We start from the raw sequence: 18,498 nt of genomic DNA, 5'->3' as shown, positions 1-18,498 counted from the left end.
CCGACGGCCCGCCGCGTCGCATGAGATCGATTAAACCTTCGCGAGCCAGCTCGCGTATTTCTCGTTCTTGCCGCCGACGGCGTCGAAGAACGCGCTTTGCAGCTTTTCCGTGATCGGGCCACGCGCGCCCGAGCCGATGGTGCGGTTGTCGAGCTCGCGGATCGGCGTGACTTCGGCGGCGGTGCCGGTGAAGAACGCTTCGTCGCAGGTGTAGACCTCGTCGCGGGTGATGCGCTTTTCAATCACCGGAATGCCGAAGTCGCGCGCCAGCGTGATGACGGTGTCGCGCGTGATGCCATCGAGGCACGAGGCCAGGTCCGGCGTGTAGATCTTGCCGTTGTTCACGAGGAAGAAGTTTTCGCCGGAGCCTTCGGAGACGTAGCCGTCGACATCCAGCAGGAGGGCTTCGTCGTAGCCGTCGGCGACAGCTTCCTGGTTCGCGAGAATCGAATTCACGTACCAGCCGGACGCCTTCGCGCGGACCATCGACACGTTCACGTGATGGCGCGTGAACGACGACGTCTTCACGCGGATGCCCTTCGCCAGGCCGTCTTCACCGAGATACGCGCCCCACGGCCACGCGGCGATGGCCACGTGAATGGTGTTGCCCTTGGCCGAGACGCCGAGCTTCTCCGAGCCGACCCAGATGATCGGACGGATGTAGCAGCTTTCCAGCTCGTTCGCCTTGACGACTTCCAGTTGCGCGGCTTCGAGCGTGGCGGCGTCGAACGGGACGTCCATCTGGAAAATCTTGGCCGAGTTCAGAAGGCGCTTCGTGTGCTCCTTCAGGCGGAAGATCGCCGTGCCCCGCGCGGTCTTGTACGCGCGCACGCCTTCGAAAACGCCCATGCCGTAGTGCAACGTGTGGGTCAGAACGTGGATCTTGGCGTCACGCCAGTCGATCAGCTTGCCATCCATCCAGATCTTGCCGTCGCGGTCGGCCATTGACATACGGTTCTCCTAGCTGTCTCGTTCAAGTGATTCGGGCTGACCGCCCGGCGGGGGCGCGGGCGGCGGCTCGCGCGCCGCGTTTTCGCGGGCTTCCCCGTGGGCACTGCTGCCGGGGAATGCGCGCATCGAAGGCGCAAAGGCGGCGAAAGACCGTCATTTTAGCGTCTTTTCGCGACGAAACCGATCTTGAAGCGCCTTTCACGACGCTATAATTTCCCTTTCGCCGCCCGCTTAATTGGTGGGATGAAATGGCGAAGCCCGCCATTTCCGATTTTTCCCGGTTTTTCCCGATCCATCGCGCAATCGATCGAGGCCGCGCGATGACATCACGGGCTCTCTCTTGCGCCTCGCACTGGCCCCGAATCCGCTCATGCCCGACCGGCTGTCTCACACGAATCGCCGCGCATTTTTCGAGGGCGTCCGCACTTTCTCTCCCGCCATCCTCGCGACGTTCTCCTGGGGCCTCGTCACCGGCGTCGCGATGACGAAATCCGTGCTCACGGTGCCGCAGGCGCTCGGTATGTCGTTCATGGTGTACGCCGGGTCGTCGCAACTGGCGGTGCTGCCGCTCTTCGCCGCGAAGCTGCCGCTCTGGACCGTGCTCCTGACCGCCGCGATGGTCAATCTGCGCTTCGTGATCTTCAGCGCGGGGCTCGCGCCGCACTTCGCGTATCTTTCGCTGCGGCGGCGTTTGCTGCTCGGCTATTTCAACGGCGATATCATCTATCTGATGTTCTCGAAGCGGAATTTCCCGGCAGGCTGGCAGCCCGGCAAGGAAGCGTTCTTCTGGGGGCTCGCGGTGTCGAGCTGGCTTTCCTGGCAGAGTTCGTCCGTGATCGGGATTCTGCTCGCGAGCATGATTCCCGATAACTGGGGCCTCGAACTCGCCGGCACGCTCGCGCTGATTCCGCTCATCGTCTCGGCGATCGCGACGCGCTCGACGCTCGCAGCCGTCGCCGTGGCGAGCATCGTCGCGCTGCTGACCTTCGACCTGCCGTATCGCTTCGGCTTGCCGCTTGCGGTGTTCGCGGCGCTCATCGCCGGCACGCTCGCCGACGTCATCGCCGAAAAGCGCGGCAAGCAGCGAGAGCACGATAAGCCCGCCGCCACGAGAACCACGCGATGAGCACGCTGCAAATCTGGCTCGCGATCATCGGCATGGGGCTCGTCACGGCGGTGACGCGCGCGCTTTTCCTGATCGGCGGCGAGCGCATGGTGCTGCCGCCGCGCGTGCTGCGCGTGCTGCGCTATGCACCGGCGGCGGCGCTCGCGGGTGTCGTCGTGCCGGATCTGCTCGCGACGCCCTCGGGGATCTCGATCGGGCTGGGCAATCACGCGCTGTGGGCATCGCTTGCCGGGTTGGCGTATTACCTCAAGCGGCGCGGCATGATGGGCACCATCGTCGTCGGCATGATCGTGTTCACCGTTCTGCGGCTCGTTGCGTGAGGCGCGATTCGACCGCCACCGCGCTGCGGCAAATACGCGTCATCAACGATTGCACGCTAAAAGCGGTCAGGTTGATCGGTTAAAATGGCGGTCTTTCCCGAGTGAGCGAGGTCGAAAGTGAGTCCGGCAGTCACCGCGCTACGGTTGTCATCGCTGTACGGTTCGCAGCACATCGCTCCGTCGCTCACGGCTGCATCGGCGTATCTGCCCGATTCCTTTCTTCTGCTTTCCGCACGCGTGTCCGGTTTCACCGCGCGCTCATCGCCCCCAGCTTGATCCGCGCGCGTGCCGTCCTGCCCGGCGGCCCGCGCGCGGCGATTCCCCGAACCGGCCAAGCCCCGCGGCCGTTCCCGCCCGAACCGCTTTTCTATCTACGTTGACTCCCATGACGAAAGTACTGCGTTTCACCGATCTGATCGCCGAAGGCAAAGTCTCCGGCAAGCGTGTGTTCATCCGCGCGGATCTCAACGTGCCGCAAGACGATGACGGCAACATTACGGAAGACACGCGCGTACGCGCCTCGGTGCCGGCGATCAAGGCCGCCCTCGACGCCGGCGCGGCCGTGATGGTCACGTCGCACCTTGGCCGTCCGACCGAAGGCCAGTTCAAGCCGGAAGACTCGCTCGCGCCCGTCGCGAAACGTTTGTCGGAACTGCTCGGCCGCGACGTGCCGCTCGTCGCCGACTGGGTCGATGGCGTGAACGTGCAGCCGGGCCAGGTTGTGCTGCTGGAAAACTGCCGCGTGAACAAGGGCGAAAAGAAGAACGACGACGGCCTCGCGCAGAAACTCGCGAAGCTGTGCGATATCTACGTCAACGACGCGTTCGGCACGTCGCATCGCGCGGAAGCCACGACGCACGGCATCGCGAAGTACGCGCCTGTCGCCTGTGCGGGCCCGCTGCTCTCCGCCGAACTCGACGCGCTCGGCAAGGCGCTCGGCAACCCGAAGCGCCCGCTGGTCGCGATCGTCGCGGGCTCGAAGGTGTCGACCAAGCTCACGATTCTCAAGTCGCTCGCCGAGAAGGTGGATCAGCTGATCGTCGGCGGCGGCATCGCCAATACGTTCATGCTCGCGTCTGGCCTCAAGATCGGCAAATCGCTGGCCGAAGGCGATCTCGTGAACGAAGCGAAGGAAATCATCGAGCAGGCGCGCACGCGCGGCGCATCGGTGCCGATTCCGAGCGATGTCGTCACCGCGAAGGAATTCGCCCCGACCGCGAAGGCGCAAACCAAGCCCGTCGCGGATGTCGCCGACGACGACATGATTCTCGACATCGGCCCGGACACCGCGAAGGCGCTCGCCGCGCAACTGGAAACGGCCGGCACGATCGTGTGGAACGGACCCGTAGGCGTGTTCGAGTTCGACCAGTTCGGCAACGGCACGAAGACGCTCGCGCAAGCCATCGCGAATTCGTCGGCGTTCTCGATCGCGGGCGGCGGCGACACGCTCGCTGCCATCGCGAAGTACGACATCGCCGACAAGGTGAGCTACATCTCGACCGGCGGCGGCGCGTTCCTCGAATTCCTGGAAGGCAAGAAGCTGCCCGCGGTCGAAGTGCTCGAATCGCGCGCGGGGGCCTGAGGCCTTGGCCGCCCGACAGAATCCGGCGAAAGCAGAAAAGAAGGGCGCGCCAGCGGCCGGCGGCGCGCAAGACGACGTACTCGACAACGGCAATCCACTCGACGCGGCCGCCGAAGCGGCTGCCATCATTGCAGAAGCAGCGAAACCGGACGGCGAAGCGGCGCTTCCGAACACGGAAACGCCTCCGGTCATCATCGGCGGCGTGCCCGCACACGCCTTGAAAGATATCGACAAAGCGACGCCGGCACGAACCGGCGCGCGCGCGCAACCGGTGAGCAACACCTCACTGCAAGCGCAACGTGCCCGCAGCGTTACGGGTAATCCTACTGAGACGAGGAATTCCATGCATCGCGCTACAAAGATTGTTGCCACCATCGGTCCGGCTTCGACGAGCCCGGACATCCTGCTGCAAATGCTGCAGGCAGGTCTCGACGTCGTTCGCTTCAACTTCTCGCACGGCACCGCCGACGATCACCGCCAGCGCGCCGAAATGGTCCGCGAGGCGGCGCGTCAGGTGGGCCGCGAAGTCGCGATCATGGCGGACCTGCAAGGTCCGAAGATCCGTGTCGGCAAGTTCGAGAACAACAAGACCGTGCTGGTCGCGGGCAATCCGTTCATCCTCGACGCGGGTTGCCAGCTCGGCAACAGCGAGCGCGTCGGCCTCGACTACAAGGATCTGCCGCGCGATCTGCGCGCGGGCGACGTGCTGCTGCTCAACGACGGCCTCATCGTGCTCGACGTCACACGCGTGATCGGCGAAGAGATTCACACGACCGTGAAGGTCGGCGGCGAGCTGTCGAACAACAAGGGCATCAACCGCCAGGGCGGCGGGCTGACCGCGCCCGCGCTGACCGAGAAGGACATGGAGGACATCAAGACGGCGATGTCGCTCGGCGCGGATTTCGTCGCGGTGTCGTTCCCGAAGAACGCGACCGACATGGAAATGGCGCGGCAACTGGCGAATATCGCGGGCGCGCCCTACGGCATCAAGCCGAAGATGATCGCGAAGATCGAGCGCGCCGAAGCCATTCCGGCGCTGCAAGGCATTCTCGATGCGTCCGACGGCATCATGGTCGCGCGCGGCGATCTCGCGGTGGAAGTCGGCAACGCGGCGGTGCCTGCCTTGCAAAAGCGCATGATCCGCATGGCGCGCGAGTCGAACAAGCTCGTGATCACCGCCACGCAGATGATGGAATCAATGATCCACGCGCCCGTGCCGACGCGCGCCGAAGTCTCCGACGTGGCGAACGCCGTGCTCGACGGCACCGACGCCGTGATGCTCTCCGCCGAAACCGCCGCCGGCAAATACCCGGTCACGACCATCGAAACGATGGCCGCCGTGTGCATCGAAGCGGAGAAGTCGGAAGAGTCGCAGCTCGACCGCGATTTCCTCGACCGCACGTTCACGCGCATCGATCAGTCGATCGCAATGGGCGCGCTTTTCACCGCGTATCACCTGGGCGCGAAGGCTGTCGTCGCGTTGACGGAATCCGGGTCGACCGCGCTGTGGATGTCGCGTCACTGGACGCACGTGCCGATCTTCGCGTTGACGCCGCGCGTGTCGAGCGAGCGCACGATGTCGCTGTACCGCAATGTCACGCCGCTGCACGTCGACACCAACATGGACCGCGACGCCGCGCTGAATTCGGCGCTGGAAGTGGTCGTGTCGAAGGGTTACGCGGCGCGCGGCGACATGGTCGTGCTGACGGTCGGCGAGCCGATGGGTCAGGCGGGCGGCACCAACACGCTGAAGATCGTGCGCGTGGGCGATCATTTCTGAGTTTTATCGAGAAAGATGCGCGGTCAACGGCCGCGCGGTTCGTCGCAGGTCCCGAGGCGCGCGCCGTACCAGCAGCGGCGCCCGCCTCGATCAAGCGCGCAAGACGGCGAACACGCCAGAAACCGCCCGAGAGCGGCGCGCTGAAGAATTCGTTTCACATCATGGAGTCTCACCACAATGCCTCTCGTATCAATGCGTCAACTGCTGGATCACGCTGCGGAACACGGTTATGGTCTCCCGGCGTTCAACGTCAACAATCTGGAACAGGTGCAGGCGATCATGTCGGCCGCGAACGAAGTGAACGCGCCCGTCATCATGCAGGCGTCCGCCGGCGCGCGTAAGTACGCGGGCGAAGCGTTCCTGCGTCATTTGATCGAGGCGGCCGTCGAGTCGTATCCGCATATTCCGGTCGTCATGCATCAGGACCACGGCCAGTCGCCCGCCGTGTGCATGGCCGCGATCCGCTCGGGCTTCACCAGCGTGATGATGGACGGCTCGCTCGAAGCCGACGGCAAGACCGTCGCGTCCTACGAGTACAACGTCGCGGTGTCGAAGCAGGTCGTGGAGTTCTCGCATTCGATCGGCGTGACTGTCGAAGCCGAACTGGGCGTGCTCGGCTCGCTCGAAACCATGAAAGGCGACAAGGAAGACGGCCACGGCGCCGAAGGCACGATGACGCGCGAGCAGCTTCTGACCGACGTCGAGCAGGCCGCCGACTTCGTGAAGCAGACGCAGTGCGATGCGCTCGCGATTGCGATCGGCACGTCGCACGGCGCGTACAAGTTCTCGAAGAAGCCCACGGGCGATATCCTCGCGATCGACCGCATCCGCGAAATCCACCAGCGCATTCCGAACACGCATCTGGTGATGCACGGTTCGTCGTCGGTGCCGCAGGAATTGCTGGCCGAAATCCGCGAATTCGGCGGCGACATGAAGGAAACGTATGGCGTGCCCGTCGAAGAGATCCAGGAAGGCATCAAGCACGGCGTGCGCAAAGTGAATATCGACACCGACTTGCGGCTCGCGATCACCGGCGCGATCCGCCGCTACCTGTTCGAGAATCCGTCGAAGTTCGATCCGCGCGACTATCTGAAGCCCGCGCGCGAGGCGGCGAAGGAAATTTGCCGTCAGCGCTACATGCAGTTCGGCTGCGAGGGCATGGCAGGCAAGATCAAGCCGGTTTCCCTCGACAAGATCGCCGAGAAGTACAAGTCCGGCGCGCTCGCGCAGATCGTAAAATAAGCATCATCTGAGACAGGCGGGTTTTGTAAAGTAAAATCAACGGGTTCCGGGTTCGGAGCCCGTTCGTCTTTTTTGGTTTCGCCTCTTGCCCTTTGGTTGATTCCTCGCCGCTTTGCGTCTCCAGGCGGCAAATCACTTTTTTCCGGTACATGACGATGTCCACGCTATACGAATCCACGATCAAATCGCTGCCGCTGCTCGGCCGCGGCAAGGTCCGCGACAACTACGCAGTCGGTCAGGACAAGCTCCTGATCGTGACGACCGACCGCCTTTCCGCATTCGACGTCGTCATGGGCGAGCCGATTCCGAACAAGGGCCGCGTGCTGAACACGATGGCCGATTTCTGGTTCGAGAAGCTCGGTCACATCGTGCCGAACCACAACACGGGCATCGATCCGTCGACGGTCGTGTCAACCGATGAAGCCGCGCAAGTGAAAGGCCGCGCGGCCGTCGTGAAGCGTCTGGAGCCGATCCTGGTCGAAGCGGTCGTGCGCGGCTATCTCGCGGGCAGCGGCTGGAAGGACTATCAGGCGACCGGTTCCGTGTGCGGCGTCGAACTGCCGCCGGGTTTGCAGAACGCGCAAAAGCTGCCCGAGCCGATCTTCACGCCCGCCGCGAAGGCCGAAATGGGCCATCACGACGAAAACATCACCTACGATGAGATGGAACGCCGCATCGGGACGGAGCTCTCCGCGACGATCAAGCGCATTTCCATCCAGTTGTACGAGGAAGCGGCGGAATACGCGGCGACGCGCGGCATCATCATTGCGGATACGAAGTTCGAGTTCGGCCTCGACGACAAGGGCGAGCTCTATCTGATGGACGAAGTGCTGACCGCCGATTCGTCGCGTTTCTGGCCCGCCGATGGCTATCAGGTCGGCACGAATCCGCCGTCGTTCGACAAGCAGTTCGTGCGCGACTGGCTCGAAACGCAGACGTGGAAGAAGGAACCGCCCGCGCCGAAGCTGCCGGACGACGTGATCGCGAAGACGTCGGAGAAGTATCAGGAAGCGCTGCAGCGCTTGACGGGCAAGACGCTCGATTGAGTTGAAAGAGATGACGAACGAAGTTCATACGCATGACAAACCGCTCATCGGTGTATTGATGGGCTCCAGCTCCGACTGGGACGTGATGAAGAACGCCGTCGCGATTCTTCAGGAATTCGGCGTGCCGTACGAGGCGAAGGTCGTGTCGGCGCATCGCATGCCGGACGAGATGTTCGCTTACGCCGAGAGCGCGCGCGGTCGTGGCATCGTCGCGATCATCGCGGGTGCGGGCGGCGCGGCGCATCTGCCGGGCATGCTCGCTGCGAAGACGACGCTGCCGGTGCTCGGCGTGCCGGTCGCGAGCCGGTATCTGAAGGGTGTCGATTCGCTGCATTCGATCGTGCAGATGCCCAAGGGCGTGCCGGTCGCGACGTTCGCCATCGGCGAGGCGGGCGCGGCGAACGCGGCGCTGTTCGCGGTATCGATTCTGAGCGCGACGGATTCGAAGTACGCCGATGCGCTCGCCGCTTTCCGCGTGAAGCAGAATCAGGCCGCGCGCGACATGGCGCTGCCGCCGCTTTGATGCGCTTTTCAATGTGATGTGATGCCAGTGCGCGGCGAAGTTGCTGTTCCCACTTCGTCGCATCGTTTAATGTGAAATCAGCAGTTGGCAGTGCGCGTCGCCCACGAAACGCAACGTAGCCCACGTTCAGCCCCACGATGAATCCACAAAACTCCCCAATCTCCCCGATTCTGCCGGGCGCGTGGCTAGGCATGGTCGGCGGCGGCCAGCTCGGCCGCATGTTCTGCTTCGCCGCGCAATCGATGGGCTACCGCGTCGCCGTCCTCGATCCGGACGAGACGAGCCCCGCGGGCGCCGTCGCGGACCGCCACATCCGCGCGGCCTACGACGACCGCGCCGCGCTCATCGAGCTTGGCCGGCTGTGCGCGGCGATATCGACGGAATTCGAGAACGTGCCGTCCGCGAGCCTCGAATTCCTCGCGTCCTGCACGTTCGTCAGTCCCGCCGCGAGTTGCGTGGCGATCGCGCAGGATCGCGTCGCGGAGAAGCGCTTCATCGCGGAATCGGGCGTGCCGGTCGCGCCGCATGTGGTGATCGAGTCGGCGCAGGCGCTCGCCGCGATTCCCGACGAGAAGATCGCCGCCGTGTTGCCGGGCATTCTGAAGACCGCGCGCCTCGGATACGACGGCAAGGGCCAGGTCAGCGTGCGCAATGTCGCTGAAGTGCGCAACGCGCATGCATCGCTTTCTGGCGTGCCGTGCGTGCTGGAAAAGCGCATGCCGCTCAAGTACGAAGTGTCCGTGCTGATCGCGCGCGGCGGCGACGGCAAGTCCGCCGTGTTTCCGCTCGCGCAGAACGTGCACGTGAGCGGCATTCTCGCGAAGACGGTCGTGCCCGCGCCCGATGCCTCCGATGCGCTCGTCGCTCAGGCGCAGGACGCGGCGCTGACCATCGCGGCGAAGCTGGGTTATGTCGGCGTGCTGTGCGTCGAGTTCTTCGTGCTGGAAGATGGCTCGCTGATCGCCAACGAGATGGCGCCGCGTCCGCACAATTCCGGCCACTATACGGTCGATGCCTGCGCGACCAGCCAGTTCGAGCAGCAAGTGCGCGCGATGACCGGCATGCCGCTCGGCGACACGCGCCAGCATTCGCCTGCCGCGATGCTGAATCTGCTCGGCGATATCTGGTTCGATGGCGACAAAGCTCGCGCACCCGCGTGGGCCGAAGTCGCCGCGATGCCATCGGCGCGGCTGCATCTGTACGGCAAGGAGGACGCGCGCCGCGGCCGCAAGATGGGTCACATCAATTTCACGGCGGCGACGCTCGAAGAAGCGCGCACGGCGGCGCGTGACTGCGCGCGCATGCTGCATATCGCGCTCGATTGAGTTTCTTTCGTTGTCGAAGCAATGACCATCATTTATCCGAGTGCGGCGCAGATCGATGAAGCCGCAGCCTTGCTCGATGCCGGCGAACTCGTCGCGTTTCCGACCGAGACGGTCTACGGGCTCGGCGGCGACGCCGAAAGTCCCGATGCCATCGCGCGCATCTATGCGGCGAAAGGGCGGCCGGCGAATCATCCGGTGATCGTGCATCTCGCGCCCGAAGCCGATCCGGGGTATTGGGTGCGCGAGCTGCCCGCCGATGCGCAAAAGCTCATCGATGCGTTCTGGCCCGGCCCGTTGACGCTGATTCTCAAGCGCGCCGCGCATATTCCGGCGGCTGTGAGCGGTGGTCAGGATTCGGTGGGCGTGCGGTGTCCGTCGCATCCGGTGGCGCAGCAGTTGTTGTCGGCGTTTCACGCGCGGCGTCTTGCTAGCGGGAAGCAGGGCGGGGTGGCGGGGCCATCGGCGAATCGCTTCGGGCACGTGAGTCCGACGACGGCCCAGCATGTGCGCGATGAGTTCGGCGGCGCGGTGCATGTGCTCGATGGCGGCGCGGCGGATGTCGGCATCGAGTCGACGATTCTGGATTTGTCGCGTGGGTTTCCGGCGTTGCTGAGGCCGGGGCATGTGAGTCCGCGGGAGATTGCGGATGTGATCGGCGTTGCGCCGAAATTGCCCGATGGGTCGGATGCGACGGCGCCGCGGGCTTCGGGGACGTTGAAGGCGCATTACGCGCCGAGGACGCCGCTCTTGCTGCTGCCGTTTTCGTCGATCGAGGCGATGCTTCGTCGTGATGGCGGGAGGAAGATCGCGCTGGTGGCGCGGCCGTCGAGTGCGGGGGAATGGGCGCGGGCTGCGCATGTTCACTTCGTGGCGGCGCCGGAAGATCCGCAGTCGTATGCGCGGGGGCTTTATGGCTTGCTGCGGGCGCTCGATCGGGCGAATGTGGAGCGGATCTTGATCGAGAAGCTGCCGGAGACGGTGGAGTGGATTGCTGTTAATGACCGGTTGGGAAGGGCGGCGGCGGCGTTTGAGGCTGAGGAGTGATTTGCTGCGCTTTTTTTGGCGCTCAACTGTGAAGATGGATTGCAGGGATTTCGCTTTTGGATCAGATGGTTATGATTTAGGTTTCCTCCGCGTGCGCGGAGATAGACCTTGCTTGGCCGCCACCCCACCCGTCTGGATGAAGTTTCCTCCGCGTGCGCGGAGATAGACTCCCGTGCCGCGTCGACTCCGTCATCGGCGATGCGTTTCCTACGCGTGCGCGGAGATAGACCTCCGGCAGGCGTCAGACTCGTGAGATTGCAAGGGTTTCCTCCGCGTGCGCGGAGATAGACCTGAGGGCGCGGCGAACGAGATATTCGAGAAGTAGTTTCCTCCGCGTGGGCGGAGATAGACCCGTATCGGCGGGCGAAGTGGGCCCGACGAGTGTGTTCCTCCGCGTGGGCGGACATAGACCCGGATCGCGGCGTTTGAAGCACGGCGGGCGAGCGTTTCCTCCGCGCGCGCGGAGATAGACCCTTTTGGCCGTCGATGAGTTTCAATTGCGGCAGGTTTCCTCTGCGTGCGCGGAGATAGACCGGTGCGCTACGAGGACGGTGTGATGCCGCAGGGGTTTTCTCCGCGTCCGCGGAGATAGACCCGGCATTTCAGACGCACGCCAGCGCGCCAAATCGTTTCCTCCGCGTGTGCGGAGATAGGCCGTATCGCGCGAGCGACTATCAGAAAAAGCTCGCGTTTCCTCCGCATGCGCGGAGATAGACCCTCGACGCAGGTCTTTCAGGGAATGCCTCCCGTGTTTCCTCCGCGTGCGCGGAGCTTAACCCTCACTCGCCGGGCTTGAAAACGCCGCGCGAACACGCCCGCCTACCCCTTCATGTCTGGGCCGAGGAAACCATTCTCTCTCTGGTGACGCAAGGGCCGCTCATGCCAATTGTGTAGTAGCGCGCATGGCGTGCGCTGGCGACGGGTGGGAGAAAACTTGTAAAACAGAAAATCCGCCCAGCGCCGCCACAGTGCAGGACACCAGTTTCCCGGCGCGCCCTATCGCTACTCCGGCTCTGTATCGGGTTCCGGTATGGATGCCACCGGCAGGAACAGCGTCAGCGGTTGATCGGTAAGCGGCTCGAAACCATACTTCTTGTAGAAGCGGGCCGCGTCATCGTTGATGGCGTCAACGATGACGCACTGAACACCGATGGTTTTCGCCGTGCCGACGATCGAATCGAGCGCGTGCATCAGAAGGTATTCGCCGAGGCCCTGACCTTTATGGTTCCTGTCAACGGCGAGCCGTGCCAAGAGCACTGCGGATACATTCCGTGGAAGTTTCTTGCCAGACATGCCCGCGGTGCCAACCGAGGTGGCGGCGAGAGCATAGTACCCGGCGATTCCAGACGGATCGCCGGGCAAAATCGCGACGAATGTGCGCGACAGGTTCTTTTCTTGATGCTGCTTGGCTGTCCTCTGCAGCCAATCGTTCAGTGAAGGAACGCCACAGTCAAAGCTACTGCGATCGTCCTTCGATTCCAGGCTTCGAATTTCAGCTTCCAATTTTATTTTTCCGAAAACGTTCCATCGCGCGCTGCAGCGCTTCGTTCGGCTTCGGAGGTGCATCGAGTAACGCAAAGAAGCGTTCGGACTGCTTCACCGACAAGCGGATGTTCCGAATGACGTCATCATGCTCGATCACCTGCTCTGCCGCCCGTAGTGCTGCCTGCACGACGAACTGGTTGAGGGTACTCCCCTGAAGATCTGCAGCGAGTTGCAGGATTTCTTGGTTCTCCGCACTTAACCGGGCAGTGATCCGCCCGCGAACGGAGGTTTCCGTATCGCTGTGCTTGATAGCCATCGTTTGTTCGTTCCTCTAAGTGACTCGGCCTACGACGCCTCCCGGCGGTTGCAGCCTGTGGTTTCTCGTGTAAGTGACTAATTTGGGCTTTAACCCTGACTTCTCCAGCCTTAATAGGCTGATCCTATGCGCACAGGAAGTCCAAGTGTATCACTTTTGGTGTCAAAATGCCACCACCCGGCGTTAATTTGACGCCACCAGGTTCCCTCCGCTCCAGCGGAGATCACTGCATCAACAAAAACAAAAACCGCCCGGACGATCCCTCGTCCGAGCGGTTTTTACATTCTCAAACGGAATCGCTTACTTCCCCAACCCCGCTTTCGCAACCGCCTGCTCCGCCGCCTGCGCATACAACGCGCCCAGATGCGTCGTCGGATGCACGGTATCGGCGTACATATACGTCTGATCCGCGCCAGCAACGGTCAAAGTCTCCGGCGAGCAAAAAAGCGAAGTCGCAAAAGCAGCCGGATTCGGCTCGCCGAACTTCTGCGCCGCCGCCGCCATCGCCTGCAGATTACACGCCGTGCCCGTGTTCGACACCGTGAATCCGAACTGCGAAAAATTCGCCGTGACATTGGCAAGCACCGGCACGATGTCGAGATAAATCACCTTCGACATCAGCCCTGATTGCGTCAGCGCTGCCGCGAGCGCCTGGTTGAACCCGAGCGATGCCTGCGTGAGCAACGCGCGATTCGCCGCCGAGCTCATCATGCCCTGCGGCGTCGCGCCGATGTCCGGCACGTTCGACACCAGCACGTGCGTCGCGCCGCTTTGCACGACTTTGCCGATCACGCCCGCAAGATCGATTGCCGCCTTGCCGATCGCCGCGCTCGCCTGGGCAGGCGTAATTGCGCCGGCCACGGCCAATTGAAAGTTATAGAGGATGTCGTTGCCGCCGCCATTGACGATCACGAGCTGCCCCGAATTGAAACTCCCATGCGCGCTGAGATAGTTCGTGACCTGCTGCACGATCGGCACAGTCAACGCACCGGTGTAATTCGCCGGATCGGTCGAAACGTGGTTGATCCCGATCGGATTCGTCACCAGCGCGCCGCCCTGCGCATAACCCAGCCCCGCCTGCGTCGCCGGCGCGACCCCGAAACCGCCCGTCATCGCGGGCGTCAGCGTATCGCCGTAATACTGCGCGACGTTCTGCACCCAGACCTGTCCCGGATTCGTCGTGAATCGCCCACCGCCGAAATTCGCCGCCGCGACGGGCGCGTACGTGCCGACATCGGAGAGACTATCGCCGAAGGACACGATCTGCAGCTTGACGCCGCCCGCCGGCGTGGAGTTGTTGTCGTCACCGCCGCCGCCGCACGCGGCGAGCAGGGTGAAGGCCGCGCTGGCCGTCGCGACTTGAGCAAAGCGCACCAGAGCGGCGCGCATCGAGCGTTGTTTCTTCATGGACCTCGTCTCCCTTCTTCGGTGTTTTCTAGTTCGGTTGCGGCGCCCGACCATCTTGCGGTCTTCACGCCGCATAGCTGCATATTAAGCGATGCCGCACGCCCTTCTGAAGCGCGATGCACCCCGGCCGTGCGCCGTGCCCGACACCTTACACGCCGCGCGCGCCTTATCGAACGCGACTTCGTAGAAGAAATCTTCGGTCGCGCCGGGCGATCATGCCCGCGCAGCACATCGCAAAGCGAGACTTACTCCGCCGCATCCGCGCGGCGCGCGCCCTCATAAACCCATTCGAGCAGCGCGTCGTGCGCGGCGCGCGCAGCTTCGGCGCGCGGATCGTTGATGAAGCTCACGACCACGTAACTCTCGCCGTTCGCCGCGCCGACATAACCCGCGATCGCCCGCACGTCGCGCAGCGTGCCGGTCTTGATATGCGCGTTGCCGAGCGCGCCCGCGTTGGTGAGACGGTTGCGCATCGTGCCGTCGACGCCCGCGATCGGCAGCGATTCGACGAACACCTGAGCGACCGGGCTCGCGTTCGCCGCCTGCAGGAGATCGGCGAGCGAAGTTGCGGTGATGTGCTCATCGCGCGAAAGGCCCGAGCCGTTGTCGAGCGCGAGGCCGTTCATCGGCAGGGCGCTGCGCTTCAGGAACGACTGGATCGCCGCGGCGGATTTCGCCGTCGTCGCGGGCGGCTTCGCTTGCGACGCGCCGATCGTGAGGAACAGGTTGCGCGCCATCACGTTGTTGCTGAACTTGTTGATGTCGCGCACGACATCCGACAGCACCGGGCTGCGATGCGTGCCGACGAGCCTCGCGTTCGACGGCGTCGGGCCTTCGCGCGTCGTGCCCTGGAACGTGCCGCCCGCCTGCTTCCACAGCGCCAGAAAACCGCCCGCGAAGAAGGTCGAATGATCGAGCGCGGCGACGTTGACCGTGCGCGAGCCGCAGCGCAGCGGATAGTCGCCGATGAACGACGCCTGCACGAACCCGCCCTGCGTCTGCGCGACGCTCGGCGACGCCGCCTGCAGCGATCCCGTGCACGCGCCGCGCGTGACGCGCAATTCGTTGTCGATCTGCAGTTGCGCGAGCTGCGGCAATACGTCGATGGCCACCTGACCGTCCGCGCTCGGCGTCAAGGTGAAGGACAGCGATTTGAACGCATAGAGCAGGGGATCGGGGCCGACGTTGTAGGGCGCGCTGTCGTCGTTGTCGAAGGCGGGCAGATCGCGGGTGGAGGCGTCGAAATAACGTTTGTCGAGCACGAGCGCGCCGTCGATGCCCGTGATGCCGTTCTTGCGAATCTGCTCGACGAGATCGATCAGTTCTTCCGGTACGAGCTTCGGATCGCCCGTGCCCTGAATGTAGAGGTTTCCGTGCAGCACGCCTTGCGCGTCGGGCTCGCCGTCGGCGTACGCGGTCGTCTTCCAGCGATAGTCGGGTCCGAGTATCGAAAGTCCCGCATACGTGGTGACGAGCTTCATCGTGGAGGCGGGCAGCATCGGCTCGTTCGCATTGACCGAGACGAGCGGGACCGGCGCGCCGACCCGCTGCACGACTACGCTTATCGACGAGAGCGGCACGTGCGCGCGCGCGAGCGCCGTCATCACCGATGCGGGCAGCGGGCCGGCCGGCACGCTCGCTTTCGCGATGTGCCCGGCTTTTTTGCCCTTGGCTTCGCCCTTCGTCTCGCTCTTCGCGGGGCGCTTGCCCTTCGCCGCGCGCTCCGGCGACTGCGCCTGCGATTCGGCTTTCGTGCCGCCGCGCGCGAAGGCGTCGGGCACGTGGCCGAGCGCCGCGCAGACGAGGGCTGCGGCGAGCGCGAACGAAGAAAGACAGCGGTGCGAGGGCGAGGAGCGGGAAGCGAGCGGCATGGACGAGCGTTGTTCTTGGGCTGATGGCTGGCTGCGGCGAGCGCGCGGGCAGGCGTCGCGGCGTGGGAAGCGGCTATTGTAGACAAGCTGGCTTGCGAAAATCGTACGGGCGGGAAATCGTCGTCGTTATTGATCCGTGAAAGTGGACGATGCGCGCGGTTAAGTCCCGTTTAAGCCTGTGGCGCGGCCTCGCGGCTACAATGAATCGCGGTCCCAGGGCTGCCTGCCTCCTATAAACCGTAACCACGAACAGACATGTGCCATGCGAATCCTGCTTGTCGAAGATGACCGGATGATCGCCGAAGGCGTGCGCAAGGCGCTGCGCGCGGACGGCTTCGCAGTCGACTGGGTGCAGGACGGCGAGGCCGCGCTCACGGCGGTGGCCGGTGAGTCCTACGACCTGATGTTGCTCGATCTCGGCCTGCCCAGGCGCGATGGCCTCGACGTGCTGAAGACGTTGCGCGCGCGCGCCAACGCGCTGCCGGTGCTGATCGTCACCGCGCGCGACGCCATCGCGGACCGCGTGAAAGGACTCGATGCCGGCGCGGACGATTACCTCGTGAAGCCCTTCGACCTCGACGAGCTCGGCGCGCGCATGCGTGCGCTGATCCGCCGTCACGTCGGGCGCGGCGAATCGCTCGTGCGGCACGGTGAACTGACGCTCGATCCGGTCGGCCATCAGGTGACGCTCGCGGGCAATCCCGTCGCGTTGTCCGCGCGTGAGTTCGCGCTGCTCGAAGCGCTGATGGCGCGGCCCGGCGCGGTGCTGTCGAAGAGCCAGCTCGAAGAGAAAATCTACGGTTGGGGCGAGGAAATCGGCAGCAATACCGTCGAGGTGTATATCCATTCGCTGAGGAAGAAGCTCGGCGCCGATCTCATCCGCAACGTGCGTGGCCTCGGCTACATGGTCGCGAAGGACGCCTGATGCGGTCGATCCGCCGGCAATTGCTGATCTGGCTGCTTGCGCTCGTGATCGTCGGCGTGGGCTTCGCCGGATGGCTCATCTATCGGCAGGCGCTCGCCGAAGCCAACGAACTCTTCGACTATCAACTGCAGCAGATCGCGGCGGCGTTGCCGTCGGAGCCGTTTTCGTCGGTGCTGAGTTCGCGCAGCGAGAGCGACGAGGGCGTCGTCATCCAGATCTGGAATCGCAATGGCGTGCTGATGTACTACTCGCATCCGCGCGTGCCGCTCGCGCCCCACGCGGAACTCGGCTTCTCCACCGAAATGACCCCGCGCGGCGAATGGCGCGTGTATAGCGCGATCGTCGGCGATAACGTCGTGCAGCTCGCGCAGCCGCTGTCGATCCGCAATCGCGTCGCGGCGGGGGTCGCGTGGCGCACCTTGTGGCCGCTCGTGCTGCTGCTGCCGCTGCTCGGCGTCGCGATCTGGGTGATCGTCGGACGCGGGCTCGCGCCTTTGCAGCGCGTGACGCGCGCGCTCGATACACGTCATCCCGAAGCGCTCGATCCGCTCTCCGATCAACGTCTGCCGCAGGAAGTGCGGCCCGTGGTGCGGGCGCTGAATGCGCTGCTGTCGCGTTTGTCGGCGGCGCTCGATACGCAGAAGGCCTTCGTCGCCGATGCCGCGCATGAATTGCGCACACCGCTTGCGGCCGTGCAGATCCAGGCACAGCTCGTCGGCCGTGCGCAGGACGACGTGACGCGGCGCGAGGCGCTCGCCGACCTGAACGAAGGCATCGCGCGCGCGACGCGGCTCGCCGAGCAGTTGCTCGCGCTGGCGCGGTCGGAGCCGGATGGCAAGGCGGTGGAAACACGCGTCGACCTGAAGGAACTGCTGGAAGAATGCGTGCGCGGCTACGTGCTCGTCGCGCAGGAACGTGGCGTCGATCTCGGCATCGAGGCGGGCGAATCCGCCATCGTCAACGGCGATCCGGATTCGCTGCGCGTGATGTTCAACAATCTCATCGACAACGCGACGAAGTACACGCCGAAGGGCGGCAAAGTCGATGTCTGCCTGACACTCAAAGACGGGCGTCCCGTCGTCGAAATCGCCGATACCGGTCCGGGCATCCCCGCCGAAGAACGCGAACGCGTGTTCGACCGTTTCTATCGCGTGGGCGAAAGCGCGAACCGCCCGCGCACCGATGTGGCCGGCAGCGGCCTCGGCCTCGCGATCGTGCGGCGCATCGCGGTTCAGCATGGCGCATCGGTTTCGCTCGGGGAATCGGAAGCGGGCGGCCTCAAGGTCGCCGTCAGGTTCTGAAGCCGCGTTCGCGGCCTCAACCTCTGCAATGAAGTTTCGGATTTGTCTGCTTCGAATGAGACTTCCTAATCGCTAATATCTCTCTTGTTGGTTGAGTGTTCTGAAGCAGCAGGCAGCAGGCAGCAGGCAGTAGCAGTGAAGAAGTTGAAGTACGTAGTCGTGCAGGAAATTGAGGTAAGCAGCAGAAGGCAGTTGTCGTAGCAGTCCGTAGTAAGGAAGTTGCAGTTGGCAGTAGCAGCAGTGAAGCAGTGAAG

General features: G+C 64.0%; 16 protein-coding genes. 11 read left to right on the top strand and 5 right to left on the bottom strand.

What is annotated here, in order from left to right:
* Nucleotides 1-30: 30 nt before the first annotated feature.
* Entirely contained in the window at nt 31-951 is a 921-nt protein-coding gene (locus tag AWB75_RS08820; RefSeq protein ID WP_087086539.1) for a branched-chain amino acid transaminase, read from the bottom strand.
* A gap of 370 nt (nt 952-1,321) precedes the next feature.
* Here AWB75_RS08820 and AWB75_RS08815 point away from each other — a divergent pair, with 370 nt between their 5' ends.
* From AWB75_RS08815 to AWB75_RS08775, 9 genes are all read left to right on the top strand, one after another.
* Nucleotides 1,322-2,077: an AzlC family ABC transporter permease gene (locus AWB75_RS08815; protein ID WP_061123824.1), complete on the top strand. Its 756-nt coding sequence runs from the start codon at nt 1,322-1,324 to the stop codon at nt 2,075-2,077.
* Nucleotides 2,074-2,397, top strand: coding sequence for an AzlD domain-containing protein (locus AWB75_RS08810; RefSeq protein ID WP_061123701.1), 324 nt, complete (start codon nt 2,074-2,076; stop codon nt 2,395-2,397). Before AWB75_RS08815 ends, AWB75_RS08810 begins: the two co-directional genes overlap by 4 nt.
* A gap of 385 nt (nt 2,398-2,782) precedes the next feature.
* Nucleotides 2,783-3,979, top strand: a complete 1,197-nt coding sequence (locus AWB75_RS08805) for a phosphoglycerate kinase (RefSeq protein ID WP_061123700.1) — start codon at nt 2,783-2,785, stop codon at nt 3,977-3,979.
* 343 nt (nt 3,980-4,322) lie between these two features.
* Nucleotides 4,323-5,759, top strand: coding sequence for a pyruvate kinase (gene pyk / locus AWB75_RS08800; RefSeq protein WP_061123823.1), 1,437 nt, complete (start codon nt 4,323-4,325; stop codon nt 5,757-5,759).
* A 177-nt stretch (nt 5,760-5,936) separates the two neighbouring features.
* Entirely contained in the window at nt 5,937-7,001 is a 1,065-nt protein-coding gene (fba, locus tag AWB75_RS08795; RefSeq protein WP_035497826.1) for a class II fructose-bisphosphate aldolase, read from the top strand.
* Between the two features lie 155 nt (nt 7,002-7,156).
* Nucleotides 7,157-8,047: a phosphoribosylaminoimidazolesuccinocarboxamide synthase gene (locus tag AWB75_RS08790; RefSeq protein WP_061123822.1), complete on the top strand. Its 891-nt coding sequence runs from the start codon at nt 7,157-7,159 to the stop codon at nt 8,045-8,047.
* Between the two features lie 10 nt (nt 8,048-8,057).
* Nucleotides 8,058-8,570 (top strand): 5-(carboxyamino)imidazole ribonucleotide mutase, encoded by a 513-nt coding sequence (gene purE / locus AWB75_RS08785; protein WP_061123821.1) that lies wholly within the window; start codon nt 8,058-8,060, stop codon nt 8,568-8,570.
* A 137-nt stretch (nt 8,571-8,707) separates the two neighbouring features.
* Entirely contained in the window at nt 8,708-9,895 is a 1,188-nt protein-coding gene (locus AWB75_RS08780; protein ID WP_061123699.1) for a 5-(carboxyamino)imidazole ribonucleotide synthase, read from the top strand.
* Between the two features lie 21 nt (nt 9,896-9,916).
* Nucleotides 9,917-10,939: an L-threonylcarbamoyladenylate synthase gene (locus AWB75_RS08775; protein WP_061123698.1), complete on the top strand. Its 1,023-nt coding sequence runs from the start codon at nt 9,917-9,919 to the stop codon at nt 10,937-10,939.
* Between the two features lie 1,002 nt (nt 10,940-11,941).
* Here AWB75_RS08775 and AWB75_RS08770 read toward each other — a convergent pair.
* The 4 genes from AWB75_RS08770 to dacB form a co-directional block, all read right to left on the bottom strand.
* Nucleotides 11,942-12,442: a GNAT family N-acetyltransferase gene (locus tag AWB75_RS08770; RefSeq protein WP_235012044.1), complete on the bottom strand. Its 501-nt coding sequence runs from the start codon at nt 12,440-12,442 to the stop codon at nt 11,942-11,944.
* Nucleotides 12,432-12,740 (bottom strand): type II toxin-antitoxin system TacA family antitoxin, encoded by a 309-nt coding sequence (locus tag AWB75_RS08765; protein ID WP_061123697.1) that lies wholly within the window; start codon nt 12,738-12,740, stop codon nt 12,432-12,434. The genes AWB75_RS08770 and AWB75_RS08765 overlap by 11 nt, the downstream gene beginning before the upstream one ends.
* Nucleotides 12,741-13,040: 300 nt before the next feature.
* Entirely contained in the window at nt 13,041-14,147 is a 1,107-nt protein-coding gene (locus tag AWB75_RS08760) for an SGNH/GDSL hydrolase family protein (RefSeq protein WP_061123696.1), read from the bottom strand.
* Nucleotides 14,148-14,392: 245 nt separating this feature from the next.
* Nucleotides 14,393-16,018, bottom strand: coding sequence for a D-alanyl-D-alanine carboxypeptidase/D-alanyl-D-alanine endopeptidase (gene dacB / locus AWB75_RS08755; RefSeq protein WP_061123695.1), 1,626 nt, complete (start codon nt 16,016-16,018; stop codon nt 14,393-14,395).
* Nucleotides 16,019-16,280: 262 nt separating this feature from the next.
* Between dacB and AWB75_RS08750 the strand changes: the two genes are divergently transcribed.
* Both AWB75_RS08750 and AWB75_RS08745 read left to right on the top strand, forming a co-directional pair.
* Entirely contained in the window at nt 16,281-16,943 is a 663-nt protein-coding gene (locus tag AWB75_RS08750) for a response regulator (protein ID WP_061123694.1), read from the top strand.
* Nucleotides 16,943-18,244: an ATP-binding protein gene (locus AWB75_RS08745; RefSeq protein WP_061123693.1), complete on the top strand. Its 1,302-nt coding sequence runs from the start codon at nt 16,943-16,945 to the stop codon at nt 18,242-18,244. The genes AWB75_RS08750 and AWB75_RS08745 overlap by 1 nt, the downstream gene beginning before the upstream one ends.
* Nucleotides 18,245-18,498 lie beyond the last annotated feature (254 nt).

The sequence above is a fragment of the Caballeronia catudaia genome (genome assembly GCF_001544755.2).
In the GTDB taxonomy this organism is placed as follows: domain Bacteria; phylum Pseudomonadota; class Gammaproteobacteria; order Burkholderiales; family Burkholderiaceae; genus Caballeronia; species Caballeronia catudaia.
Note: the sequence above shows the minus strand (reverse complement) of the source record. Positions and strands in the feature narration are given on the sequence as shown.